The following is a 25263-nucleotide window of genomic DNA, read 5'->3' as shown; positions in this document are numbered from 1 at the left end:
CAGTAGATGTCACCCAGCGTTGCGGCATCTTTGACGCGCAGTAACGGTACGCCTGGCAGGCCAAACGCGTACACTACCGGCCTTTGGCCCCGAGTGCTAAATCCTCGCGGGAACGGGATTGCCCGCGTCGCGCACCGCCTGGCGCACCGGAACCCTCGCGAGCAGCGCGAATCCCAGCACGAAGAAGGCCACGAGCGAGATGATCGCGTCCCGATAACTTCCGGTCAGCTGGTACGTCAGGCCGAACAGGAGCGGGCCCAGCCAGCTCATGCCGCGGTCGCTCATCTCGTACGCCGAGAAGTACTCGGCCTCCTTGCCGGGCGGCACCAGGTGCGAGAACAGGGACCGGGACAGCGCCTGGCTGCCGCCGAGGACGAGTCCGATGCCGGCGGCGAGCACGAAGAACCAGAGGGGTGCTCCGGCCGGCAGGAAGTATCCGGCGCCCAGGGTGAGGGTCCAGGCGACCAGCGAGCCGAGAATGGTCCGTTTGGCTCCGTACGTCCGGGCCAGCCGGCCCATCCCGAGGGCGCCGGCCACCGCGAGCAGCTGGACCAGCAGCACGGCGACGATCAGTGTCGACTGGTCGAGTCCCAGTTCCTCCGAGCCGTACACGGAGGCCTGCGAGATGACCGTCTGGATGCCGTCGTTGTAGACGAGGTACGCGAGGAGGAAGGCGAGCGTCAGAGGCTGCCGTCGCATGTCGCGCACGGTGGCCGCCAGCTGCCGCCAGCCGTGCCCGGACACGGTGGACGAGCCCGGAGCGGCCGACGTGCGGCGGTCGCGCAGCCGCTTGAGCGGGATGAGGGTGAAGGCGCCCCACCAGATGCCCGCCGAGGCCAGGCAGATCCGGACCGCCATCGCCTCCGAGAGGCCGAAGTCGGCGTGGGCGGTGTAGAGGACCAGGTTCACCACGAGGACCAGCGAGCCCGCCGCGTAGCCGAAGGCCCAGCCCCTGGAGGAGACGGCGTCGCGCTCCTCGGACGGCGCGATCTGCGGCAGATAGGAGTTGTAGAGCACCATCGACACGGCCAGGGAGGCGTTGGCCACGATCAGCAGGAGACCGCCCAGCAGGTAGCGGTCGCCGTTCAGGAAGAACATGCCGGTGGTGGCGGCTGCCCCCAGGTAGGCGGCGGTCGCGAGGAGCGGCTTCTTGCGGCCCGTCCGGTCGGCCGCAGCGCCCGCGAGCGGCATCACGAAGATCGACAGGATCACCGAGGCGGACACGCAGTAGGCGAAGAAGGATCCGGCGCGCAGGGGAACGCCCAGCGGGTGGACGAAGCCCTCCGCGTCCGCGGCGGCCTTGGCGATCGATGTCAGATACGGACCGAGGAACACGGTGAGCACGCTCGTCGAGTAGACGGAGCAGGCCCAGTCGTAGAAGTACCAGCCGCGTTGTTCGCGCCGCCGTTCGGCGGCTCCGTCCGCCGCCCGTTCCCGCACGGTGTCGGTGCCCATCCGTGCCCTCGCTTCCCCGTCTTGTCCCCGTACGCGGACGCCGCGCGGTGCGCCGGGCCGTCAGACCCAGGTGCCACGGTCCTTCAGGACCCCGCGCAGTGTCTCGATGTGATCGGTCATGATGCCATCGGCTCCCAGGTCCAGGAGCCGGTGCATCCGCTCGGCCTCGTTGACCGTCCACACGTGGACCTGCAGCCCGCGCGCGTGGGCGGCGCGCACGAAGCGGCGGTCGACCACGGGGACGCCCGACTGGGCCTCGGGAACCTGGGCACAGACCGCCGAGCGGCGCAGCGCGGCGGGTACGCCCCACGACCTCAGGCGCAGCCCCAGTACGCCCCGGGTGCCGTACGAGGTGGCCAGGCGGGGGCCGGCCAGGTGCTGGGCGCGGGCGACCCTCGCCTCGGAGAAGGAGCCGACACAGACACGGTCCCAGGAATCCGTGCGACCGATCAGGTCGAGGAGCGGGCGCAGCGCGGGCTCCGCCTTGACGTCGACGTTCCAGCGGACCCCGGGGAAGGTCTCCAGCAGTTCCTCGAAGAGGGGGACCGGTTCGGCGCCCGCCACGCGCGCGTGGCGCACGTCGTCCCAGGGGAGGTCCGCTATCCGGCCCGCCCCGTCGGTCACCCGGTCCAGCGTCGAGTCGTGGAAGGCGACGAGTCGTCCGTCCCTCGTGGCGTGCACATCGGTCTCGATGTACCGGTAGCCGGCCTCGACCGCGCGGCGGAACTGGGTCACGGTGTTCTCCAGGCCGTCGGCGGCTCCGCCCCGGTGGGCGAACGCGATGGGGCCGGGATGGTCGAGGTAGGGGTGGCGTATGCGCGAGGTCACCCGCGCAGTATCGCCCCCTGTGACGACCCGCCGGCAACGACCGTGCTGCCGTCCGGTGATGCCTGCGGGACGGCGAACACCCGCAGGAAGAGCTGGGCCAGCGGGCCGATGGCCACCGCGTACAGGACTGTTCCCACACCGACCGTGCCGCCCAGGGCGAAGCCCGTGGCGACCACCGCCACCTCCAGGGCCGTGCGCACCAGGCGGATCGACCGGCCGGTGCGCCGGTGGAGGCCCGTCATCAGGCCGTCGCGCGGACCCGGACCGAAACGGGCCGCTATGTAGAGGCCCGTCGCCACCCCGTTGAGCAGGATGCCGGCCACCAGCAGGGGGACACGGATCCCGAGGGCGTGCACGTCCGGGAGCAGGGCGAGGGTGCCGTCCATCGCGATACCGACCACGAAGACGTTGGAGACCGTCCCGAGCCCCGGGCGCTGGCGCAACGGGATCCACAGCAGGAGAACCGCGGCGCCCACGATGATCGAGACGACACCGATGGTCAGCCCGGTCAGCTCGGCGAGGCCCTGGTCCAGGACGCTCCACGGAGCCAGACCCAGGTCCCCCTCCACGAGGAGGGCCACGCTCGCGCCGTACAGCGCCAGACCCACGTACAGCTGAAGCAGTCTGCGGGTGAGGCGCCCCGGCGCTGGAGTGGACAAGGAGTGCTCCCTGGTGGTGGTAGTGGACCGACTCATGACACTCTGTGGCGTGAGAAGAGGCCTCTTCCATGGCCAATTCGGGGAAGGTGGACTGAAATCATGGCGCAGTGGACCTCGGCGGTGGGAGCCGCTCAGCTCGCCCGGCTGCTCAACTCCCAGCAGGAGCGCCCGGCGGGCCCCGGCGCGCGCCGTCCGCCGGCCTATCGTGCCCTCGCCGACGGTGTCCGGCTGCTCGTCCTCGAAGGCCGGGTGCCCGTCGCCGCGCGACTGCCCGCCGAGCGCGAACTGGCCCTCTCCCTGTCCGTGAGCCGCACGACGGTGGCCGCCGCCTACGAAGCGCTGCGCGCCGAAGGGTTCCTGGAGTCCCGCAGGGGAGCGGGCAGCTGGACCGCCGTACCGGCCGGGAACCCACTGCCCGCCCGCGGCCTCGAACCCCTGCCGCCCGAGGCCCTCGGCTCCATGATCGACCTCGGCTGCGCGGCCCTGCCCGCACCCGAACCCTGGCTCACCCGGGCCGTCCAGGGCGCTCTGGAGGAACTGCCGCCGTACGCCCACACGCACGGCGACTACCCGGCGGGGCTGCCCGCGCTGCGCGAGACGCTCGCCGAGCGGTACACCGCGCGCGGCATCCCGACCATGCCCGAGCAGATCATGGTGACCACCGGAGCCATGGGTGCCATCGACGCCATCTGTCACCTCTTCTCCGGGCGAGGGGAGCGCATCGCGGTCGAGTCGCCCTCGTACGCCAACATCCTTCAGCTGATGCGCGAGGCCGGGGCCCGTCTGGTGCCCGTCGCCATGGCCGAGGGGCTCGCCGGCTGGGACATGGACCGCTGGCGGCAGGTGCTGCGTGACGCGGCGCCCCGCCTCGCCTACGTCGTCGCCGACTTCCACAACCCGACCGGTGCGCTCGCCGACGAGGACCAGCGGCGCCGGCTCGTCGACGCCGCGCGGTCGGCCGGCACCGTACTGGTCGTCGACGAGACCATGAGCGAACTGCATCTCGACGAAGGGCTCGCACTGCCGCGCCCCGTCTGCGGATTCGACCCGGCCGGGTCGACGGTCGTCACGGTCGGTTCGGCCAGCAAGGCCTTCTGGGCCGGCATGCGGATCGGCTGGGTCCGCGCCGCGCCCGACGTGATCCGCAGCCTGGTCGCGGCGCGCGCCTACGCCGACCTCGGCACCCCCGTCCTGGAGCAGCTCGCGGTGAACTGGCTGCTGAGCACCGGCGGCTGGGAGCAGGCCGTGGACGTGCGGCGCCTCCAGGCCCGCGAGAACCGGGACGCCCTGGTGGCGGCCCTGCGCCGGGAGCTTCCCGGCTGGGAGTTCGACGTGCCGAGCGGCGGTCTCACCCTGTGGGTGCGTACGGGGGGCCTGTCCGGCTCGCGGCTGGCCGAGGTCGGCGAGCGTGTGGGCGTACGGGTGCCGTCAGGGCCCCGTTTCGGCGTGGACGGTGCCTTCGAGGGGTACGTGCGCCTGCCCTTCACGGTCGGCGGGGCGGTCGCCGACGAGGCCGCGGCGCGGCTGGCGGCGGCGGCCCGGCTGGTCGAGAAGGGCGCGAACGGAGGAACCGAGACACCGCGCACGTTCGTGGCGTGATGCCGCGCGTCCCACGCCCCGGTGCCTCAGTCGGTGGCGTGTGATCCGGGCGTCGTCCGTGGGGTGCGGGCCTCGCGGCCCGGCTCGTGGCCGGGTCCCTCCGGTCCCCGTTGGCGCCGGGGCTCAGCCCTCCGCGGGGATGCCCACGGGGCCGGACGCCGTGACGCGCACGGGGCTCTGCGGTGTCTCGTCCGCGAGGCTTCCCTGCACCGGGTCCGCGGCGGCCGGGGGCGCGGCCGCCGCGTCCACCGGAGTGGTGAGCGGCGGCAGCAGGCCGAGCACCGCCCGGCGGTGGGTCTCGCTGGTCGCCTCGTCGTACGGGTCCGGGGTCGCCGGTACCTGGAGGCGGTGGACCGGGCCCGCACCCAGCCGGGCGTACCCGCGGCCGGGCGGCACGTCGGGCGTGGGAGTCGTGTGCGGCGGCGACCCGAGCACCGCTTCGAGCTGACCCGCCGATGCCGGACCGAGTACGACACGCGCGCGCGTGTGCCCCCGTACCGCGTCGCCGAGCGAGTCGAGAGCGTCGAACTGCTCGGCCACCACGACCGTCACACCTGCCGCGCGGCCGTGGCGCAGCGGCACCTGGAGCAGGTCCAGCGGATCCCTCCGGCCGTCGGCCGCCGCGAGGTGGCCGAGCGCGGTCGGGCGGTCCAGGAGGAGCCACAGCGGACGCTTCGTGTCCTCCGGCGGAGCCTGGCCCGACTGCCGGGCGCGGTTCGCGGCGATGAGACGGCGTTCCGTCTCGTGCGCCGCCCATTCGAGGCCGGTCAGCGCGCCCGCCAGGCCGCACTCGACCCCCAGGACGCCGTCGCGCCCCGTCAGGCAGGCGAACTCGCCCGTGCCGACGCCCTCGACGACCAGCACGTCTCCGTGCTGGAGGGCCTGCAGGGCGATCGAGCGCAGAAGAGTGGTCGTGCCGCTGCCGGGCCCGCCGACCGCGAGCAGATGCGGCTCGGTCGAGCGGGCACCGGTGCGCCAGATCACCGGAGGGACGTCCCGCCGCTCCTCGCCGGACGTGAGCGGAAGCGTGCGCTGGACGCCGGCCGGGTCGGTGAAGCCGAGGAGGGTCTCTCCCGGGGCCGTGACGAACCGCTGGGCGGCGACGTCGGTGGGGAGCGGCGGCAGCACGGCGACCGTGAGCTGGTTGCCCTCCTCGTCCCACGCGAAGCGGTACTCCCGGCCGCGGCCCGACTTGGCGTGCAGCAGCTGCTCGATACGGGCCCGGGAGCCCGCCTCCCCGTCCGTGAAGTAGGCGGGGTAGCGGATGGACAGGTGTGAGACGCGCCCGGTGTCGTCGAACTCGTACGACTCGAAGGCCTTGCCCCACTCGCCGCCGTGGGCGTAGAGCGGGGCCGGGTCCTCGGGGACGGAGAAGTACGGCACGAGTGCTTCGTAGAGGGACTCCAGGCGCTTGCCCTGCGCCTCGTCCGGCCCGGTGGGTCCGGGCGGAGTGCGGTCCTTGCCCTGCCACGCGGCCGCCGCCATCAGGGTGATGACGGCGAGCAGCGGTCCGTACGGGATGAGGGCCACGACCAGGACGACCGAGGCCACCAGGAACAGCAGTGGACCGCGCCGGTCCTTGGGGGTGTCCGCCCACCTGCGCCGTCCGGCGGCCGCCAGCCGGCGCAGTCCACGACTGATCGTGATCAGTGGGTGGAGGACGTCGGTGGCGCTGTCGGCGGCCGTCCGGGCCAGGTCCCGGCTGCGGGCGATCTGCGCGCTGCCGGTACTCAGAATGCGGGGGAGGGGGCGCCGGGCCACTGCTGTCTCCTGGAGGTGCGTGCGAACAGGGTGGGCGTCAGAACTTGATCCCGCTGAGCATCCCGGCCAGGCTCGCGCCGCCGGCCGTGATGCTCGGCGCGATGGCCGTACCCGCGAGGTAGAACCCGAAGAGGGCGCAGACCAGCGCGTGCGAGGCCTTGAGGCCGTCCTTCCGGAAGAAGAGGAAGACGATGATGCCGAGCAGGACCACACCTGAGATGGACAGGATCATGAGAGTTCTCCTGGTCGATGGGGACAGTCACCATGAGTACTTCCAGGCTCACAGCATGTATCCATACGATTAAAGGTGCAACTGGGTGAAATTCCGCTTATTTCACCTCTATGGCCCTGTCCTGTAAGGCCTTGCGGGCGGCCTCTCGGCGGTTTGCCGGATTCGTGGTGATCTTTGCCTCGGCCGGGCCCGGTCATGTGCGCGCGGAGCCAGTACGCTGGCGATTCACTCGTACGGTCGCACCGCTGGCAGCCGTACGTTCCCGCAGTCCCGTTCGTCGTCGCAGTTTTCGCAGTGAGAGGCGGTCCCGCCGATGAGTGAAGCCCCCGACCCCGAGGTCGTGGAGCTGGCGACCAAGATCTTCGATCTGGCCCGGCGGGGGCAGACCGAGGCGCTCGTCGCGTACGTCGACGCGGGTGTCCCGGCCAACCTCACCAACGACCGCGGCGACTCCCTCGTGATGCTGGCCGCCTATCACGGCCACGCCGACGCCGTACGCGCCCTCCTCGAGCGCGGCGCCGAGGCGGACCGCATCAACGACCGGGGTCAGACTCCGCTCGCCGGAGCCGTCTTCAAGGGCGAGGACGCGGTGATCCGTGTCCTCCTGGACGCGGGCGCGGACCCCGCGGCGGGGACACCCTCCGCCGAGGACACGGCTCGTATGTTCGCCAAGATCGAACTGCTCGAGCTGTTCGGTACACACTGAACCATCCGCCTTGACCAGGCGAAACATCATTTTTGGGGGAGGCGGTACGGGGCCGCCGGAAATGCGGTCGCGGCAGCGAGAACCGCTGGGTCATCATGACGTCGTGATTCACGGACGTGATGGCTGGGCAGGTGTTGCCGCACCGCGCGGACCGTGATGCGGCCCGCACGGGCCACCGACGAGAGGCAGAGGAAGATGGTCTACAGCAAGCAGGAAACGGCGGGCGCCCCGACGTGTTGTCACGCGGCCAGGTGAATCAGGATCCCGGTTGCGTCGACGCTTGATGTGAGGCTGTTTCCCATGTTCGATCCGGTCATAGCGCCCAGCGGTACGCTGCTCGGCCTGCTTCAGAGGGGCCGCGGCGACGGCACGCTGCACGCGCTCACGGCACCGCGTGCCGAAGCGCTCGCGGCGCTCAACCACTGCGTGCTGAGCGACCCCCGCCACGACTGGCAGGTGGAGAACCGCTCCCTCTACTACGCCCGCCTCTACCTCGATCTGGGCGGCGGTCTCGACGAGATCGCCGCGCACCTGTTCGACGCGGCGGACGTCCTCGACACGGACGAGTCACGCACGGGCCTCGCGCTCGCCGTCCTCGGCCACCTCGCCTCGTACGGTCGGCAGGACGCCCTCGAGATGCTGCGGCGGTACGCCGCCTGCGGCGCCAACTGGGCCTGGGCCCTCGACGAACTGGCGTTGCGCGACGACGACGCGGGCCTGCGAGCCCTCGCGGCCCCCGTGCTCGCCCGGTTCCCCGCCGATCCCGAGGGCGAGGCCGAACTGGCGGCGGTCGTACGGGACTCCTTCGAACCCCGGCCCTGGCGGCTGTGGGCCGACGATCCCCGCGCATCCGTCGGCCCCCGGGTGCGTGCCGCCCGGGAAGCCGGTTCCTTCGACCGGTGGCAGCAACAGATGCGACCACCCGGGCCCCGCCCCGGATGGAGCGTCCGGGCCGTCTTCGAATGGGCCCAGCAGGGCATCGAGCGCGGAGCCGCCCTCCATGTGCCGGCGGCGCGGTGTCTCACCGCCGTCGCCGGACCCGAGGACCGACCCGAGATCGTCGAGGCCGCCCGCACCGGCGACGACGGCGCCCGGTGCACCGCCCTGCGCTACCTCGCCGACAGCCACGATCCCGACGCACTGGATCTGGTCGAGGCCGCACAGGCCTCGGGATCACGACTCGTCGTCGACGCCGCCGTGGACGCCTTCGAGCGGATGCGGAGCGTGGCCGCGGTGGAACGGGCCCGCGGCTGGGCCCACCGGCCCGACGCCCTGGGAGAAGCCGCAGGCCGAGTCCTCGCGTGCCGGGGCGGCGCCCAGGACAGCGAGCTCGTCCTGGGCGCCCTGCGCGAAGCCGTGCGGGGAGAAGGGCCGGACGCGCAGACCCTGTGGACGCTGGTCGACGGCGCCGGACGCCTCGGGATCGCGGGCGCGGCCCCCGTCCTGCGGCACGTCTACCGCGAGACCGCCTCGTCCCATCTGCGCGGGCGGGCGGCTCGCGCGCTGGCCGCCACCGACCCCTCCTTCGCCGCCGGCTTCGCCGTCGAGTGCCTCTGGGACTGCGAGGAGACCACCCGTGAAGTGGCCGCCCGGCACGCCGAGACCGGTGACGCCCGAGTGGTCGACCAGCTCCGGCGGCTCGCCGCCGACCCGGCCGAGGAGGCCGAGGTACAGACCGCGGTGCGCAGCCGCATCGGACCGGACGCGTCCGCCGTGTGACGCGTCCGGGACAGCCGGGAAGAGCGCCGGGTGCGACCGGCGTGCGAGACACCGCGTGTGAGGGTTCCGTCGCCGGCCCGTATCCCGCAGGTACGGGCCCGGACGCCGGAGCGTGACCGGCCCGTGATGCCGGGCCGTGCGGAGCGCAACGCTCACGGGACGTTCCTCGGCCGGAAAGATCCACGTTGACGCGTCCACGTCCAGCGCGACGACAACAGCCGTATGCGTGTCGTCATCGTGACCGAGTCCTTTCCCCCCGACGTGAACGGCGTGGCCCACTGCGCCCTCCAGACCGCCCGACACCTCGTCGAGCGCGGTCACGCCCCCGTCGTGGTCGCCCCGGCCACGGCCGTGGGCAGCGGACCCGACGCCCTCGCTCCGTGCCCCGTCGTCCGGATCCCCTCCCTGCCGCTCCCCGGCTACCCCCAGGTCCGCGTCGCCCTCCCCAGCCGACGCGTCGCCGCCGCGATCACCGAACACCGCGCCGACATCGTCCACCTGGCCAGCCCCTTCGTCCTCGGCGTCCGCGGCATGGCCGCCGCGGCCCGCCTCGGCGTTCCCGCCGTGGCCGTCTACCAGACCGACCTCGCCGGCTACGCCCGCACCTACATGGGCGCGGGCGAGGCCACCGCCTGGCGCCGTATCCGCTCCGTCCACACCGCCGCCCACCGCACCCTCGCCCCGTCCAGCGCCGCCCGGCACGACCTGGAGACCCACGGGGTGCCCCGCGTACGGCTGTGGCCGCGCGGCGTCGACACCGTCCGTTTCCGGCCGGAACACCGGGACGAGGCGCTGCGCCGTGAACTCGCCCCGAACGGCGAGCTGATCGTCGGCTACGTGGGCCGGCTCGCCCCCGAGAAGAAGGTCGAACTCCTCGCCGGGGTCTGCGGCCTGGACGGTGTCCGCGTGGTCGTCGTGGGAGACGGGCCCAGCCGTCCGAGCCTGACCCAGGCACTCCCCGGGGCCGTCTTCCTGGGACGCCGCACCGGCGACGAACTCGCCCGGATCTTCGCCTCGCTGGACGTCTTCGCGCACACCGGACCGTTCGAGACCTTCTGCCAGACCGTCCAGGAGGCGATGGCGAGCGGCGTGCCCGTCGTCGCCCCTGCCGTGGGCGGACCGCTCGACCTGGTGGCGCACGGGCGCACCGGACTGCTGGTCGCGCCGCGCGACGGGGCCGCCGTGCGCGACGCCGTCTGGTCGCTCGCCGCCGACCCGGCCCGGCGGGCCGCGTACGGCGCCGAGGCGCGGCGCACCGTCGAGGGCCGCACCTGGGCCGCCGTCGGGGACCAGCTCATCGGGCACTACACGGACGTCCTCGCCGGCCGGGCGGTGGTGGCCGCATGAACGGGTCCCTGCGCATCGTCCGGCTCGCCAACTTCGTCGCCCCCGCCTCCGGGGGCCTGCGGACCGCGCTGCGCGAACTGGGCACCGGCTACCGGGCGGCGGGGCACCGGCCCGTACTGGTGGTGCCCGGCGAGCGTGCCTCGGACCGCGAGACCGGACAGGGTCGGATCATCACCCTGCCGGGCCCGCTGCTGCCGGGCACCGGCGGCTACCGCGTCCTCACCGACAGGCGGCGCGTGGCAGACCTCCTGGAAAAGCTCGCGCCCGACCGCCTGGAGGTCTCCGACCGTACGACGCTGCGCTGGACCGGCGTCTGGGCGCGGCGGGCCCGGGTGCCCGCCGTGATGGTCTCCCACGAGACCGCCGACGGGGTGCTGCGCACCTGGGGCATGCCGCCGGGCCTGGCCCGGCGGACCTCCGACGCCCTCAACCTCCGTACCGCGCACCACTACGCGCGCGTCGTGTGCACCACGGAGTTCGCGGAGCGCGAGTTCGTCCGCATCGGCGCCCGCAACGTCGTACGCGCCCCTCTGGGCGTCGATCTGGAAGGCCGCCACCCGGCGCTGCGGGACGCGGGGCTCCGTGCCCGGTACGCACGCGTGGACGAGACGCTGCTGGTGATGTGTTCCAGGCTGTCCGTCGAGAAGCGGCCGGGCACGGCACTGGACGCGCTGGAGGCGCTGCTGCGGAGCGGACAGCGCGCGGTGCTCATGGTGGCCGGTGACGGGCCGCTGCGGGCCCGGCTCGAACAGCGGGCGCGCGAGCGGCGGCTGCCGGTCACCTTCCTCGGGCATGTCGCCGACCCCGCGCTCCTCGGTGGTCTGCAGGCCTCCGCCGACGTGTGTCTGGCACCCGGGCCCGCCGAGACCTTCGGGCTCGCCGCCCTGGAGGCGATGGCCTGCGGCACGCCCGTCGTCGCCAGTGCCTCCTCCGCCCTCCCGGAGGTCGTCGGGTCCGCCGGAGTCACCGCGGCGGACACCGGAGCGGCCTTCGGCATCGCGATCCGGAAGCTTCTGGACCGGCCCGAGAACGAGCGGCGGGAGGCGGCACGCGCGCGTGCCGCCTGTTTCGGCTGGCCGGCCGCCGTGGAGGCGTTCCTCACCGCGCACGACGCGCCCGTCCGCGTGGGGCGGCCCGACCTGCCCGCGGTCGTCCGCCCCGTGCCGCGGGCGCGGGAGGGCGTCGCATGAGACCCCTCCGGTTCGCGGCCCTGGGCGACTCCCTGACGGAAGGGGTGGGCGACCCCGTGGGCGAGGCGTGGCGCGGCTGGGCCGCACTGCTCGCGGCCGGCCTCACGCCGCCGGATTCGCCGGTCGAGTTCGTCAACCACGCGGTCAGCGGCGCCCAGACGCGCGACGTCCTGGAACGCCAGACACCGGCGGCGCTGGCCGGGCTGCCGGACATCGCGTCGGTGGTCATCGGTGTGAACGACACCCTGCGGTGCACCTTCGACATCCGCGCCGTGGCCGAGCGGCTCGACGAGGTGTACGCGGCGTTCACCGCACAGGGCGCCGTGCTCCTCACCGCCTGTCTGCCCGACCCCGGGGCGATGCTGGGGCTGCCGGGAGCGCTGGCCCGGCCGCTCGCGCGGCGGCAGCGGGCCGTGAACGCGGTCGTGCACGCGCTGTCCGAGCGGTACGGCGCGGTGCATCTGCACGCGGCGGCGGGCGAGTGGGTCGCCGACCGCGCGATGTGGAGCGCGGACCGGCTGCACCCGGGGGAGCGCGGGCACCGGCAGCTCGCCCTCCACTTCCACGCGCTGCTCGCGCGGACGGGGCATGCCACAGGGCCGGTGCCGTCCCCCGAGCCCGACTTTCCCGAACCCACCCGGGCGGCGAGCCTGCGGTGGCTGGCCACCGCCGGAACCGGGTGGGTGGCCCGCCGGTGCACCGACCTGCTGCCCCAGCTCCTCACCCTGGCCGCCTCGGAAGTCCGCCATCGGGCCCGGGGGACCAGCGCCCGCCTCGACCTCGTCGCGACGCACGCGGTGGCGTCGGCGCTGGCCGCGCTGACGGCGACCGGCGAACAGCCGGACGCCGCGTGAGCCCGCCCGGCCGCGTCGGCCTGTTGCGGGTCCGTCCGGGCCGGGCACGCGATCGCCCCTGGGAGCCGCGCGGTTTCCCGCGCCCCGCCGACGGCGCACGGCTCCTTGCGCGCCTCGTCGGGGGTGGTCAGGGGCTTGTGCGCCGTACCGGCACGAAGCGCACCGGTGTGCCCGGCGCGGCCTGGGCCGTGGCGGGGAGGTCGCCGGGGTGGACGACCGCGATCACCGGATAGCCCCCGGTGGTCGGGTGGTCCGCCAGGAACACCACGGGCCTGCCGTCCGGGGGCACCTGCACCGCGCCGAGGACCATGCCCTCGCTGGGCAGTTCGCCGCTGGTGGCCCGCTCCAGCCCGGGCCCTTCCGTGCGCAGACCGATGCGGTTGCTCGCCGACGACACCCGGTAGACGTGGGTGGTGAAGACGCGCACGGCGGCTGCCGTGAACCAGTCGTCGCGCGGGCCGAGCATCACCCGCAGGACGAGCTCGGCCGGTGGAGCCGGCTGTGCGGCGACGTCCACGCGCGCGTAGTGGCCGGTCGGCCGCCCCAGAGGGAGTATCGCCCCGTCCACCAGGGGCGGCGGACCCAGACCCGACAGCAGGTCCGTCGACCGGCTGCCGAGCACCGGCTCGACGGCCACCCCGCCCGAAACGCCCACGTAGGCGCGTACTCCGGAGACCGCCGTCCCCACCGAGAGCAGGGCCCCGGCGGGCACGCGCACCGGCGCTCCCCAGGCGGCCGGGCGCCCGTCCACGGACACGGGACACGGGGCACCTCCCACGGCCACGGTGACCGTCGAACGCGGCCGTAGGTCGCACCCGTTGAGCGTCGTCTCCAGAACGGCGGCGCCGGGCGCGTTGCCCACGAGCCGGTTCACCAGCGCGGCGGCGGGCGCGTCCAGCGCGCCGGAGCGCGGTACGCCGAGGTGCGCGTGGCCCGGGCGCCCCCGGTCCTGCACGGTGGTCAGCGCCCCGGCCCGTACGACGGCGAGTGCGCGGTCGGTCATCAGGAGTCCACCGGGACGAAGCGGACCGGTGTGCCCGGCGACAGCAGCGCGGCCGGCACGCGCGCGTGGTCCCACAGCACGGCGTCCGTCGTGCCGATCAGCCGCCAGCCGCCCGGCGAGGAGCGCGGGTACACGCCCGTGTACGGGCCCGCCAGCCCCACGGAACCCGCGGGGACGGTCGTACGGGGTGTCGCGTGCCGGGGCACGTCGTACCGGTCCGGCAGCCCGGTGAGATAGCCGAAGCCGGGAGCGAACCCGCAGAAGGCCACCCGGAACTCGGCCGACGCGTGGATCCGCGCCACCTCGTCCGGGGACACGCCCCACCGCGAGGCGACGTCCGCGAGGTCGGGGCCGTCGTAGCGCACGGGGATCTCCACGGTCTCCTTCGCGGGCGGGGGGACGGGCGGCAGCCGCGCCACGGACAACTGCGCGGCCAGCCGGGCTGGCTCGTCGAGGCCGTCGAGGAGAACCGTACGGGCGGCGGGAACGATCTCCCGCACGGAGAGGGAGCCCTCCGCGCGGCGGCGGAGCAGCTCGGCGTGCAGGGCCTGCGCCTCCTCGTCCGAGGACACTTCGACGAGCAGGGCACGGTCACCGACCGGCAGTGCCCTCATACGAACGCCTCCACGGGGACACCCGACTCCTCCAGCCGGGCGCGGACCCGGCGGGCCAGGTCCACCGCGCCGGGCGTGTCGCCGTGCAGGCACAAGGAGCGGGCCCGCACCGCGATGTCGCGCCCCGACAGGGACGTGACGACACCAGAACGCGCGAGCCCCACCGAGCGTTCCACGACGGCGCCGGGCTCGGTGATCACCGCACCGTCCCGGCCACGTGGCACGAGCGTGCCCTCGTCGGTGTACGCGCGGTCCGCGAACGCCTCGGTGACGACCGGGAGTCCCGCCCGGCCGGCCACGTCGAGGAACCGGGAACCGGGCAGCCCGAGCACCGGGAGTGCGGCACCGGCGAGCAGCACGCCCTGCACGACGGCCCCGGCCTGCTCCTCGTCGTGCACGACCCGGTTGTAGAGCGCGCCGTGCGGTTTGACGTACGCCACGCGTGCGCCCGCCGCGCGCGCGAACACCTCCAGGGCGCCGATCTGGTAGGCCACCTCGGCCGCCAGCTCGTCGGACGGCACGTCCATCGCGCGCCGCCCGAAACCCGCCAGGTCCCGGTAGGAGACCTGGGCACCGATCCGCACGCCGCGCCCGGCCGCCAGTTCGCACACCCGCCGCATGGTGGAGGCGTCCCCGGCGTGGAACCCGCAGGCCACGTTGGCGCTGGTGACGACGGACAGCAGCTGCTCGTCGTCGGTCAGCCGCCAGCGGCCGAAGCCCTCGCCGAGATCGGCGTTGAGGTCGATCGGGGTCATGGAGTGCTCGTTCCTCGGGTCAGGCGACGCGGTACTGCTCGTCGCGGGAGTCGGTGATGAACATCTGGCCCGGCGCGTGGGTGATCGCGAACGGCGGACGCGAGGCCATCACCGCGGCCTGCGGCGTCACACCGCAGGCCCAGAACACCGGGATGTCGTCCGGTTCGGCGTCCACCGGATCGCCGAAGTCGGGGCGGCCGAGATCCTCGATGCCGAGAGCGCCCGGGTCGCCGCAGTACACGGGACTGCCGTGCACCGCGGGCAGGAGGCTGGTCTCCCGGATCGCCACGGACAGGCGCTCGGGTGGCACGGGACGCATGGACACCACCATGGGGCCGTGCAGCCGCCCGGCGGGACGGCACCGGCGGTTGGTCACGTACATGGAGACGTTGCGCCCCTGCTCGATGTGACGCATCGGCACGCCGGCCTCGGTCAGCGCCCACTCGAAGGTGAAGCTGCACCCGATGAGGAACGACACGAGGTCGTCGCGCCAGTGCGCCACCACGTCCGTGGGCTCCGCCACCAGCTCGCCGTGCTCCCACACCCGGTAGCGCGGCAGATCGGTGCGCAGGTCGGCGTCGGCGGCCAGGACGGTCGTCCAGGAGCCGGCGTCGGTGACGTCGAGCACCGGACAGGGCTTCGGGTTGCGCTGACAGAACAAGAGCATGTCGTACGCCCAGTCGGCCGGCACCGATATCAGGTTCGCCTGGGTGTGGCCGCCCGCGAAGCCCGCGGTGGGGCCCGAGACGCCCGTACGGAACAGGGAGCGTGCCTCTGCCGGGCTCCACGCGTGCGCGTGGTCGTCGAGAAGGCCGGCCGGGCGGTGCTGCGTGCGGTTCACAGGAGCTCCTTCCCACGGGTCTCGGGCAGACCGATCAGGGCCAGTGCCGCGAGGCCGTATCCGATCGCGCCGAAGACCAGCGCACCGCCCACGCCCCAACTGTCGGCGAGAAAGCCGACCAGAGTGGGGAAGACCGCGCCGACGGCACGGCCCGTGTTGTACGTGAATCCCTGCCCCGTGCCGCGTACGGCCGTCGGGTAGAGCTCGCTCAGGAACGAGCCGAAGCCGCTGAAGATCGCCGACATGCAGAACCCGAGCGGGAAACCGAGCACGAGGACGAGGGTGTTGGCGCCGCTGGGGATGTTCGCGTAGGCCAGGATGCAGACGGCCGAGAGGATCGCGAACAGCAGGATGTTGCGCTTGCGGCCCAGCTTGTCGGTGAGATAGCCGCCGGTCAGGTAGCCGATGAAGGCCCCCGAGATCAGGAACGCCAGGTAGCCGCCGGTGCCGACGACGGACAGTCCGCGGTCCGTCTTCAGGTACGTCGGGACCCAGGTGGCCAGCGTGTAGTAGCCGCCCTGGACGCCCGTGGAGAGCAGCACCGCGAAGACCGTCGTCTTCAGCAGTCCGGGTGCCGCGGCCGTGCCCGGCTTGAAGATCGCGGCGAAGGAACCCTTCTCGGGGCTCTTCTTGCGGCGCTCGGCGGCCTCCGGCGCGTCCTTCACGTTGCGGCGCACCCAGATGACCAGCAGGGCCGGCAGCGCCCCGGTCCAGAACATCACGCGCCAGGCCAGGTCGTCGCTGAGGAACTGGAAGACCAGTGTGTAGACCACCACCGCGAGCCCCCAGCCCACGGCCCAGGAACTCTGGATCGCGCCGAGCGTGCGGCCGCGGTGCTTGGGGCTCGCGTACTCGGCGACCAGGATCGCGCCGACCGCCCACTCGCCGCCGAAGCCGAGTCCCTGCAGGGCGCGGAAGACCAGCAGGGTCTCGTAGTTGGGCGCGAAACCGCAGGCCACGGTGAAGACCGCGTACGTGATGACAGTGATCATCAGCGCCTTGACGCGTCCGATCCGGTCGGCGATGACTCCCGCGCCGGCACCGCCGATCGCGGACACGACGAGCGTGACGGTCGTGAACAGCCCGGTCTGGCCGCTGTTGAGACCGAAGTACGCCGACAGGGCCACCATGCTCAGCGGCAGCGTGAAGTAGTCGTACGAGTCCAGGGCATAGCCGCCGAACGCGCCGCCGAAGGCGCGGCGGCCGCGCGGCCCGAGGGCCCGCAGCCAGGCGAACGCGCCCTCGTCGGCGGGTTCACCCGCTCCGGGGTGCGTCTCGGTGGGCAGGGCCTGCGGTGGAGGGGTCGTGCTCATGGGCACCTCACAGACGAGGAGGGGGAGGGTGCTTCGGGGCTGAGCCGTGCCGTACGCGAACGCTTGCTTGCCGTTGTGTGCCGATATGTGTTGGCCGGTGCGGAGTTGCGGCGTGCGGAAGCCGTCGGATCCGGGGCGAGAAGCCGGTGCCTGATGAGTAAGGTAGAGGATCGTTGAACGATCCCTCAATACCCATGTTGTTTCGTTCTGGTATCTGCGATTGAATTCGGGCGTGGCCGAACTGAACGGACTGGCGGACGACCGCGCGCTGCTGGGCCGCACCAGCACCGCCGAGCGGGTCTCGGACATCCTCAGGAGCCGGATCGCCGAGGGCTACTTCCCGCCCGGCACCCGCCTGTCGGAGGACACCATCGGCAACGCGCTCGGCGTCTCGCGCAACACGCTGCGCGAGGCGTTCCGCCTGCTCACACACGAACGGCTGCTGGTCCACCAGCTCAACCGGGGTGTGTTCGTACGGGTCCTGACGGTCGAGGACGTCGAGGACATCTACCGCACCCGCAGGCTCGTCGAATGCGCGGTGGTGCGCGGCCTCGGCGAGCCGCCGTACGCGGTGGACGGTCTCGCCAGGGCGGTCGCGGACGGTCAGCGGGCGACCCGTGAAGGTGACTGGAAAGGCCTGGGCACGGCCAACATCCACTTCCACCGGGAACTGGTCGCGCTCGCCGGCAGCGCCCGCACCGACGAGCTGATGCGCAGCGTCTTCGCCGAACTGCGGCTCGCCTTCCACCTGGTGGACGACCCGCGGCGCCTGCACGCGCCGTACCTCGCCCGCAACGACCGGATACTGCGGGCCCTTCAGGACGGGGACCGTGCGGAGGCGGAGAACCTGCTCGGGGTCTACCTCGACGACTCACTCAAAAGGGTCGTGGAGGTCTACGGCCGACGGGTGTCGGAAGAACTCTGAGCGGGGACGTGCCTCGCCGGTGACGCTCCGGCCGGAGCGCACCCGACGGGCCGCGCGGAACTGCGCGACCAGTAACAATCCGCCCGCACCCGGCAAACGGCCCGAAGTGGCACAGCGGCCCCGGCGGAGCGCTTTGTGCCGTTGTCAGACCGAGGACCTAGTCTGTGCACCGTGACTTCGCCTGCATCGACGGACAGCGTTCCGCCCCAGCTCAGCGCGGGGCCGCGACCCGCATTGGGCCCGGCCGCCGACGAGGGCCTGGCGCGGCGGCTGCGCGCGCTCGCCTGCACCGCCCCCCTGCACGACCTGGACGTACGCAAGGCGAACCTCGCGGGTGAGTACACGGTCTACGGAATGGCGGAGGTCGCCCTCGCCGCCATCGACCTCGTCACACTGAACATGGACTTCGACACCGGCGCCGACCACGACCAGATAGTGGCCAGGCTCATCCCGCGCATCGCCGCCCAGGCCCCGCGCCGACCCGTCACCGAGCACGAACGCGTCGCGCGCTGGGTCCTGGAGAACCTGATCAACGTCGGCAGCGTCGACCGCGGCTTCCGCGCCGTGTACGGCACGTTCGCGCCCGACGGCTCGTACGTGCGCCGCGACTACGACTTCAAGCTGATCGAGGAGGTGCCCGGCTACGGAGGGGTCGTGTACCTGCGTACGACGGACGAGGCGGTCAACGTTCTCGTGGGCGCCCTCGACACCGACGTCACCAGCGCGCAGATCGCCGCCGAGGTCAAGCTGGAGGTACTGATCAGCCGGGGCCGCCTCGCGGACGCCCAACTCGCCGCCGAGCAGGCCCGCTACCGGACCGTGCAGTACTCCGAGACGCTCCGCAGGGCCCTCGACGCGACCCGGCGCAACGTCCGGGCGGTGGACTGGCTGCAGACCGTGCCCGACATGATCGCCGAGGCCCTCGACCACGTGGCCGACCGCTACCGCCACGAGAACGCGATCCTCACCAACATCCGCAAGGCGCGGGACGAGTCGGAGGACCCCGAGCAGAAGCGCCGTGCCGCCGAGCTCGTCGACATCGTCAAGGACTGCATCCGGCGCCACACGCAGCTGCAGTCCCGGCTTTTGGAGGCCGGGCCGCTGTTCCGCGCCGAGCAGGACCGGCAGGCCTTCGCCACCCCGATGACGACCTCCGGGATAGACCTCTACGGCCATCTGGTCGCCCCCGTGCTGCCGCTGCCCGTGGAGCAGGCGCTGCGGGTGACCGACGCCTTCTTCGCGCGCGGGACGGGCCTTCGGACCTCCGCGTCCGTCCGGGTCGGGGATCTCGTCGACCTGCTGCTGACGCCTCCCGTGGAGCGGGAGCACCTGGGCGCCGAGATGCCCGAACCGGACCTGATCGCCACGCCGGACGACAGCCGGTTCAGCGAGGAGCAGCTCGCCGTCGCCATGGAGTTGCTCGACCTGCCGGCCGACGCGCCACGCCGGCTCTCCGGGCTGCTCGCGGACGCCCGGCGGCGGGACCCCGAACTGCCGTATCTGGTCGCCCTGCTGGCGGTGCACGCCGCCAGCCCGCCGGTCGGCACCGCCTACCGGCAGGGTGAGGAGAGGCTGTTGTTCGCCGTGGACGACGGAACCGAGCTGGACGACCCCGAGTTCGGCGGAGCGGATCTCATCGTCGGCATGGCTCTCCTGGACGCAGCGGGCATGGCCGCCGGCCGGACGGAGGCGGCGTGACGCCGCACCGGCCGGCGCCCGGCCGCGGACCGTCCGCAGTTCGTCGCACCGTTCCCCGCGCCCACACGCGTGCCCCTGCGAGGGCGCTCGTCCCCCGTCCCGCCGTCCAGTTGAAGGAGTTGCAGCAGTCGTGACCGAGCACGTCGAGTGGAGTGAGCCGGAGGCGGCCGCCGCGCCGGCCGCCTCCTCCGCCGTCACTCCCGCGGACACCGCCGATGCCGCGCGGCTCGTGGCCTTCGGGCTGCAGCCCAAGGTGCAGCCCGCGCGGGACCAGGAGTACGCGGAGCTGCTGCGGCGCTATCGCGAGGACCCGGCCTTCGCCCGGCTCGCCGACGCCGTGGCCACCGGGCTCGGACTCGTCGTGCTGGAAGTGTCCCCGAGGGCCGGAATGGCGGTGACCGCCGCCGAGGACTCGGTGTTCGCCGTCCGCATGGGTGACTACGCGCGCCGGACGTCCGCCGACTCGGGCGACCGCTTCCTGCACGGGCTCGCCCATCTCGCGGTCGCCGCCATGGCCTTCCCGAGGCCGGAGGACCTCGCGGACGACGGGTACATCGGGCGGGTGTCGGTCAACGGCGTCGACGCGTTCGTCCGACAGGCCTGCCGCCGCCTGGAGGAGCGGGCCGAGGAGCAGGGGGAGAACACCGACCCGGCGACGGACGCGCCCGGACTCGAGTCCGCCTGGCGGATCTGGGCGCGGCGCAGCTCCGCCGGCGCCACCAAGGACGCGCGCAGACTGGCCGGTTCGACCACCGGCATCATCGGCAAGGCGGTCGCCTTCCTCACCGACTCCGGGTTCCTGCAGCGCACCGGGGACGATGCCGGGGGGACCTACCGGACGACGGCTCGTTATCAGCTCCAGGTGCGGGACATGGCGGGCAGCGCCGCCCTCGCCGAGCTGCTGGAGCTGGGCGTCGTGCCCGTGACCGACGGCACCGCCACCCTGCTGCCCGCGCAGGACACCGACGACCTGGAGCTGGCCGCCGACGCCGGGCTGCCGTTCCACTCGTAACCGACCATCCGACCGCACCACCGACCGCCTCAACTCCCCATACGACTACGAGAGTCCGCCGCCATGTACGAGCTGTCCCGGGTCCGCCTCTACTCCATCGGGCCTGCCGGTGCGCGCTACGCCGACACCGTGCTGGACCTTCGGGGTGTCGGCGGGCTCGTGCCCGACCCCGCTCCCACGCAGGCGGAGTTCTTCGAGGAGGAGCCCGTCGGGCCGCCGCGTCGCCCCGCCCCCGCCGGCGTGCTCTTCCTGGAGAACGGCGGCGGCAAGTCCGTCCTGCTCAAACTGATCTTCTCGGTGATGCTGCCCGGGCACCGCAACACCCTGGGCGGAGCCAGCTCCGGTGTGCTGCGCAAGTTCCTGCTCGCGGACGACTGCGGGCACGTGGCGCTGGAGTGGCAGCACACGCTGACCGGCGAGTGCGTCGTGGTCGGCAAGGTCAGCGAGTGGCGGGGGCGCCAGGTCTCCAACGACCCGCGGAAGTTCGCCGAGGCCTGGTACTCCTTCCGGCCCGGCCCCGGGCTGAGCCTGGACAACCTGCCGGTCGCCGAGGCCACCTCCGTGCGGCCGCCCGTCGAGGGCGTCTCGGGCGCGCAGGGGCGGCGGCGCACCATGAAGGGCTTCCGGGACGCGCTCACCGAGGCGGGCAAGGCGTACCCGCACCTCGAAGTGCACTGGGAGGAGATCCACGACCGCTGGATCGAACACCTCGGCGACCTGGGCCTCGACCCGGAACTCTTCCGCTACCAGCGCGAGATGAACGCCGACGAGGGCGAGGCCGCCGGCCTCTTCGCCGTCAAGAAGGACTCCGACTTCACCGACCTGCTGCTGCGTGCGGTCACCGACACCCGGGACACCGACGGCCTCGCCGACCTGGTGGGCGGCTTCGGCAACAAACTGGGACGACGGGCCGAGCTGATCGCCGAACGGGAGTTCACCGCCGGATCCGCCGACCTCCTCGGACGGATCGTCGAGGCGGCCGGAGCCCGCTCCCGGGCCCGCGAGGTCCACGCGGCCGCCGAGCGGCGTACGCGCACACTGGCCCGGCGGCTCTCCGCACGCGCCGTGCTGGAGCGGGGACGCACCGGTGACCTCGCCCAGCAGGTCACCACCGCCGCCCGCCGGGTCACCGAGGCCGAGGGTTCCCGGGGGCGCAGCGCGCTGATCGCCGCCGAACTGGCATACCGGCACGCCTCGTTGGCGCTCGCCGGGGCGGAGAAGGGAGCGGCCGCGCAGAAGCGGGAACTCGCCGAGGCGCGCACCCTGCACTCTGCCTGGCAGGCGGCCGAAGCCGTCCTGCGGCACCGCGCCGCCGCCGACCGTTCCGCGCGCGTGGCCGCCGCGATCCTGGAGGCCGAGCGGGACGCCGCGCCCGCCCTCGCCGCACGTGCCCGGGCCGCCGCCGATCTCGTGCGGGCCCTGCATGCGGCCGCCGAAGGGGCCGAGTCGGTCGCCAACGAGGAGGAGGAGCGGTCCGCCACGCTGCAGGAGGTCGGTGAGGCCGCCCACCGGGACTCGACGTCGGCCGCCACCGAGGCGCAGCGTGCCCGCAGCGAGGTCGGGCATCTGCGCCAGCGCCTCGGCGAGGTCGAGCAGGAGACCGCCGAGGCGGTGCGGGCCGGCTGGCTCGACGACACCGCCCCGGACGCCGATCCGGCCCGCGCCGCGCTCGCCGCCAGCGATGCCGAGAAGACCGCCGTCGCCGCCTGGGACACCGCCCGCGAGGCGTCTCGCCGCACCACGGACCAGGCCCGCGAAGCCGCCTCGGCCGAGTCCCGCGCCGAGCTCACCGCGGCCCGCGCCGCCGACGCCGCCACGGCGGCCGAGCGCGCGTACGACGCGGAGCGGCGCACCGCGCAGGCGCTGGCGGAGGAGGAGCGCCTGGCCGAGCTTCTGAGCCTGCCCGGGGCCGTCGGCGCTTCGGGGACTGCCGGGCGTCCCGCGCTGCCGCAGCCCCGGCACGCCGCCCCGCAGGACGGTTCCGGCGGCACCGGCGCCCCGGCAGGAGGCCCGGACGCCTCCGCGGCCGACGGCCCCCTCACCGCCACGGAGCTCGACCACTACGCCGACGAGCTCCGCCGGCTCCTCGACGACACGGTCGCCTCCGCCGAGCGGCAGCTCTTCGACCTGCGGACCGCCGCGGCCGACGACGCCCGGATCCTCGGTGCCCTCGGCGACGGCGGACTGCTGCCGCCCGGCCCCGACGTACTCGCCACCGTGGAGTACCTGGGCGAGCACGGCATCCCCGCCCTGCCCGGCTGGCGCTACCTCGCGCAGGCCGTCGATCCCGTCGACCACGCCCGCGTCCTGGCCGCGCGGCCCGAGCTGGTCGACGGCGTGATCATCACGGACCCCGCCACGCACGCGCGGGCCCGGGAAGCACTCACCGACGCCGCGTTGCTCCCGCGCTCCGCCGTCGCCGTGGGTACGGCCGCCGCGCTGCTCGCCCCGACCCCGGCCCCCGGCGCGGGCGAGGGCGACGTCTTCCTCGTCCCGCCGAACCCTGCCATGCACGACGAGCACGCCGCCGACGAGGAGCGGCAGGCGCTGCGCACGCGCGCGGCGGGGCGGGACGACGAGATCCGCGCGTCGGCGGCCCGGCTCGCCAAGGACAGGGAGCTGTCCGCGCGGCTCGCCTCCTGGCGGACGGGCTGCCCGGCGGGGCGCCTCACCGAGCTCGCCACGGCGGCCCGCGACGCGCGCACGTTCGCCGAGGAGGCCGAGGCCGAGCTCGCCGAGGCGCGCACCGTCCGCACCGAGGCCGACGAGGCGGCGGCCGAGGCGGCCCTCGTGCGGGACGAGCGGCAGGAGGCCGCACAGCGGGCCCGACGCGCCGCGGATGCGCTCGCAGGACTCGCCTTCCGGCTGCGCGAGCGCGCCGGCTGGCAGGTCAAACTGCGGGAACTCGCCGACGACGCAGCCGAGTCGGAGGCCCGCGCCCAGTCCTGTCTGGAGCGCGCCCGCGCCGCCGACGAGGACCGGCGCGGCGCCCAGCGGGCAGCCGACGACGCCCGCCGCACGGCCCGTGCGCTGCGCGCCGAGCGCGCGGAGATCGCGGGCGCCCCCGACGACGTACCGGAAGCGGACCCGGGCACCGCGAAGTCGTCGCTGCCGGCCCTGCGCGAGGCCTACCGGGCCGCCTCCCAGCTGTACGAGAAGGTCGGGGTCGGCGCCGACCTGCGCGCCGAGCAGGCCCGGGCCGAGAGCGACGAGAGCACGGCGCTCACGGAGCTGAACCGGCTGACCAACAAGGTCCGCACGCGCGCGGCCCAGCTCCTGGAGTCCACCGACGGCTCCGACGGCCCGTCCCGGCAGGCCGCCGCGGCCCGCGCCGAGGAGCTGGTCCAGCTCCTCGAGACGCGCATGTCGACCGCGAGCGAACACCTGGGCCGGCTGCGGGGCGAGGCCGAGCGGCACGCGCCCGAGGACGCCGAGGCACACACCGAGCTGCCGGACGACCTGATTCCGCGCGACGCCGAGCACGCACAGAGCCTGCTGCGTACCGCCACCGGCGAACTGGCCTCCCGCACCGAGGCGTTGGGCCAGGCACGCGCGGCGCACACCGAGCTGCTGGACGCCCACCGTGCCGCCGAGGACGCGGCAGGCGGCTTCGACGAGACGGCCGCCCTGCTCCGGGACCTCCTCAGGGAGCACTCGGACGACGAGCAGGAGGACACCGAGCCCCACCCCGGCACGATCGAGGAGGCCAGGCAGTCCGCCGCCGAGACGCGCCGCTCCCTGCGGGGCTGCGCGGCCGACCTCTCCGCCGCCGAGTCGGCCGTGCGCGAGGCCGGCGACATCCTCGTACGGCATGCCAACTCCACGCGCTACGAACAGGTGCGCACCCCCGCGCGTCAGCAGATCCGGGAGCTGCCCGCGTCCGCGCTGCCGGAGCACGCGCAGAAGTGGGCGGACGCCTTCGCGCCCCGGCTTCGGGTCCTCACCGACGAGTTGGAGCAGCTGGAGCGCAACCGCGACTCGATCGTGGACCGGCTGCGCGGGCTGGTCGAGTCCTCACTCGCCACCCTGCGGTCGGCCCAGCGGCTGTCCCGTCTCCCCGAGGGACTGGGGGAGTGGTCCGGCCAGGAGTTCCTCCGCATCCGCTTCGAGGAGCCCGACCAGGCCACGCTCGCCGAGCGGCTCGGCGAGGTCGTCGACGAGGCGACCAGGGCGGCGGTCAGGAAGAACTCCGACCTGCGCCGCGACGGAATGTCCCTGCTGCTGCGAGGCGTCGCAGCGGCCCTCCAGCCGAAGGGCGTCGCGGTCGAGATCCTCAAGCCCGACGCCGTACTGCGCGCCGAGCGCGTCCCCGTCGGGCAGATGGGCGACGTGTTCTCCGGCGGCCAGCTGCTCACCGCCGCGATCGCGCTGTACTGCACGATGGCGGCCCTGCGCTCGAACGACCGGGGGCGGGACAAGCACCGCCACGCCGGCACGCTGTTCCTGGACAACCCCATCGGGCGCGCCAACGCCACGTACCTGCTGGAGCTGCAGCGGGCCGTCTCCGACGCGCTGGGTGTGCAGCTCCTCTACACCACCGGCCTGTTCGACACCACGGCGCTGGCGGAGTTCCCGCTGGTCATCCGCCTGCGCAACGACGCCGACCTGCGGGCGGGCCTGAAGTACATCAGCGTGGAGGAACACCTCCGCCCGGGCCTCCCGAAGGAGACCCCGGCAGGGGAGGCGTCCCACACGGAGATCACGGCGACCCGTATGTACAAGCGGCCCGCGCCGAGCGTTCCGTAACCGCGG

Annotated in this window: 20 protein-coding genes; 10 read left to right on the top strand and 10 right to left on the bottom strand. The window is 73.7% G+C overall.

Going from position 1 to position 25263, the window contains the following annotated elements:
• Positions 1 to 96 precede the first annotated feature (96 nt).
• The 3 genes from KUF83_RS24260 to KUF83_RS24250 are packed head-to-tail and all read right to left on the bottom strand — an operon-like array spanning position 97 to position 2978.
• Positions 97 to 1455, bottom strand: coding sequence for an MFS transporter (locus KUF83_RS24260; protein WP_217456980.1), 1359 nt, complete (start codon positions 1453 to 1455; stop codon positions 97 to 99).
• Between the two features lie 60 nt (positions 1456 to 1515).
• On the bottom strand, positions 1516 to 2283 hold the full coding sequence (locus tag KUF83_RS24255) for a glycerophosphodiester phosphodiesterase (RefSeq protein ID WP_217456979.1): 768 nt from the start codon (positions 2281 to 2283) through the stop codon (positions 1516 to 1518).
• Entirely contained in the window at positions 2280 to 2978 is a 699-nt protein-coding gene (locus tag KUF83_RS24250) for a YitT family protein (protein ID WP_217456977.1), read from the bottom strand. The genes KUF83_RS24255 and KUF83_RS24250 overlap by 4 nt, the downstream gene beginning before the upstream one ends.
• A 63-nt stretch (positions 2979 to 3041) precedes the next feature.
• On the opposite strand from KUF83_RS24250, the gene KUF83_RS24245 reads away from it, so the two are divergent.
• Positions 3042 to 4541, top strand: a complete 1500-nt coding sequence (locus tag KUF83_RS24245) for a PLP-dependent aminotransferase family protein (protein ID WP_217456976.1) — start codon at positions 3042 to 3044, stop codon at positions 4539 to 4541.
• Positions 4542 to 4664: 123 nt separating this feature from the next.
• Here KUF83_RS24245 and KUF83_RS24240 read toward each other — a convergent pair whose 3' ends face one another.
• Positions 4665 to 6302 (bottom strand): ATP-binding protein, encoded by a 1638-nt coding sequence (locus KUF83_RS24240; RefSeq protein WP_308403115.1) that lies wholly within the window; start codon positions 6300 to 6302, stop codon positions 4665 to 4667.
• A gap of 37 nt (positions 6303 to 6339) precedes the next feature.
• Positions 6340 to 6534: a hypothetical protein gene (locus KUF83_RS24235; RefSeq protein WP_217456975.1), complete on the bottom strand. Its 195-nt coding sequence runs from the start codon at positions 6532 to 6534 to the stop codon at positions 6340 to 6342.
• Between the two features lie 313 nt (positions 6535 to 6847).
• On the opposite strand from KUF83_RS24235, the gene KUF83_RS24230 reads away from it, so the two are divergent.
• The 5 genes from KUF83_RS24230 to KUF83_RS24210 all read left to right on the top strand — a co-directional run bounded on the left by KUF83_RS24230 (position 6848) and on the right by KUF83_RS24210 (position 12350).
• Complete coding sequence (locus KUF83_RS24230; RefSeq protein WP_217456974.1) at positions 6848 to 7240, top strand: ankyrin repeat domain-containing protein; 393 nt, start codon at positions 6848 to 6850, stop codon at positions 7238 to 7240.
• 300 nt (positions 7241 to 7540) lie between these two features.
• Positions 7541 to 8959, top strand: a complete 1419-nt coding sequence (locus KUF83_RS24225) for a HEAT repeat domain-containing protein (protein ID WP_217456973.1) — start codon at positions 7541 to 7543, stop codon at positions 8957 to 8959.
• 222 nt (positions 8960 to 9181) lie between these two features.
• Positions 9182 to 10306, top strand: coding sequence for a glycosyltransferase family 1 protein (locus tag KUF83_RS24220; RefSeq protein ID WP_217456971.1), 1125 nt, complete (start codon positions 9182 to 9184; stop codon positions 10304 to 10306).
• Positions 10303 to 11496, top strand: a complete 1194-nt coding sequence (locus KUF83_RS24215; RefSeq protein WP_217456969.1) for a glycosyltransferase — start codon at positions 10303 to 10305, stop codon at positions 11494 to 11496. The genes KUF83_RS24220 and KUF83_RS24215 overlap by 4 nt, the downstream gene beginning before the upstream one ends.
• A complete protein-coding gene (locus KUF83_RS24210) occupies positions 11493 to 12350 on the top strand; it encodes an SGNH/GDSL hydrolase family protein (RefSeq protein ID WP_217456967.1) in 858 nt (285 codons plus the stop codon). Before KUF83_RS24215 ends, KUF83_RS24210 begins: the two co-directional genes overlap by 4 nt.
• 127 nt (positions 12351 to 12477) lie before the next feature.
• Here the strand turns inward: KUF83_RS24210 and KUF83_RS24205 are convergent, their stop codons facing one another.
• From KUF83_RS24205 to KUF83_RS24185, 5 genes are read right to left on the bottom strand one after another with little or no spacing between them, the layout of a single operon-like run.
• Positions 12478 to 13353 (bottom strand): biotin-dependent carboxyltransferase family protein, encoded by an 876-nt coding sequence (locus KUF83_RS24205; RefSeq protein ID WP_217456964.1) that lies wholly within the window; start codon positions 13351 to 13353, stop codon positions 12478 to 12480.
• On the bottom strand, positions 13353 to 13967 hold the full coding sequence (gene pxpB, locus KUF83_RS24200; RefSeq protein ID WP_217456962.1) for a 5-oxoprolinase subunit PxpB: 615 nt from the start codon (positions 13965 to 13967) through the stop codon (positions 13353 to 13355). The genes KUF83_RS24205 and pxpB overlap by 1 nt, the downstream gene beginning before the upstream one ends.
• The gene (locus tag KUF83_RS24195) at positions 13964 to 14722 is read right to left on the bottom strand and encodes a LamB/YcsF family protein (protein ID WP_217456961.1); all 759 of its coding nucleotides are present in this window, start codon (positions 14720 to 14722) and stop codon (positions 13964 to 13966) included. Before KUF83_RS24195 ends, pxpB begins: the two co-directional genes overlap by 4 nt.
• 19 nt (positions 14723 to 14741) lie before the next feature.
• Positions 14742 to 15563, bottom strand: a complete 822-nt coding sequence (locus KUF83_RS24190) for a putative hydro-lyase (RefSeq protein WP_217456959.1) — start codon at positions 15561 to 15563, stop codon at positions 14742 to 14744.
• Positions 15560 to 16876 (bottom strand): MFS transporter, encoded by a 1317-nt coding sequence (locus tag KUF83_RS24185; protein WP_217456957.1) that lies wholly within the window; start codon positions 16874 to 16876, stop codon positions 15560 to 15562. Before KUF83_RS24185 ends, KUF83_RS24190 begins: the two co-directional genes overlap by 4 nt.
• Positions 16877 to 17108: 232 nt before the next feature.
• Here KUF83_RS24185 and KUF83_RS24180 point away from each other — a divergent pair, with 232 nt between their 5' ends.
• The 4 genes from KUF83_RS24180 to KUF83_RS24165 all read left to right on the top strand — a co-directional run bounded on the left by KUF83_RS24180 (position 17109) and on the right by KUF83_RS24165 (position 25257).
• Positions 17109 to 17801, top strand: a complete 693-nt coding sequence (locus tag KUF83_RS24180) for a GntR family transcriptional regulator (protein WP_217456955.1) — start codon at positions 17109 to 17111, stop codon at positions 17799 to 17801.
• Positions 17802 to 17972: 171 nt separating this feature from the next.
• Complete coding sequence (locus tag KUF83_RS24175) at positions 17973 to 19499, top strand: hypothetical protein (protein ID WP_217456953.1); 1527 nt, start codon at positions 17973 to 17975, stop codon at positions 19497 to 19499.
• 130 nt (positions 19500 to 19629) lie between these two features.
• Positions 19630 to 20511: a hypothetical protein gene (locus KUF83_RS24170; RefSeq protein ID WP_217456952.1), complete on the top strand. Its 882-nt coding sequence runs from the start codon at positions 19630 to 19632 to the stop codon at positions 20509 to 20511.
• 63 nt (positions 20512 to 20574) lie between these two features.
• Complete coding sequence (locus tag KUF83_RS24165) at positions 20575 to 25257, top strand: hypothetical protein (protein WP_217456950.1); 4683 nt, start codon at positions 20575 to 20577, stop codon at positions 25255 to 25257.
• The last annotated feature ends 6 nt before the right edge of the window (positions 25258 to 25263 follow it).

The organism is Streptomyces sp. BV286, from assembly GCF_019090165.1.
GTDB lineage: Bacteria > Actinomycetota > Actinomycetes > Streptomycetales > Streptomycetaceae > Streptomyces.
The sequence above is the reverse complement of the archived record's forward strand: the minus strand, read 5'-3'. Positions and strand labels throughout refer to the sequence as shown.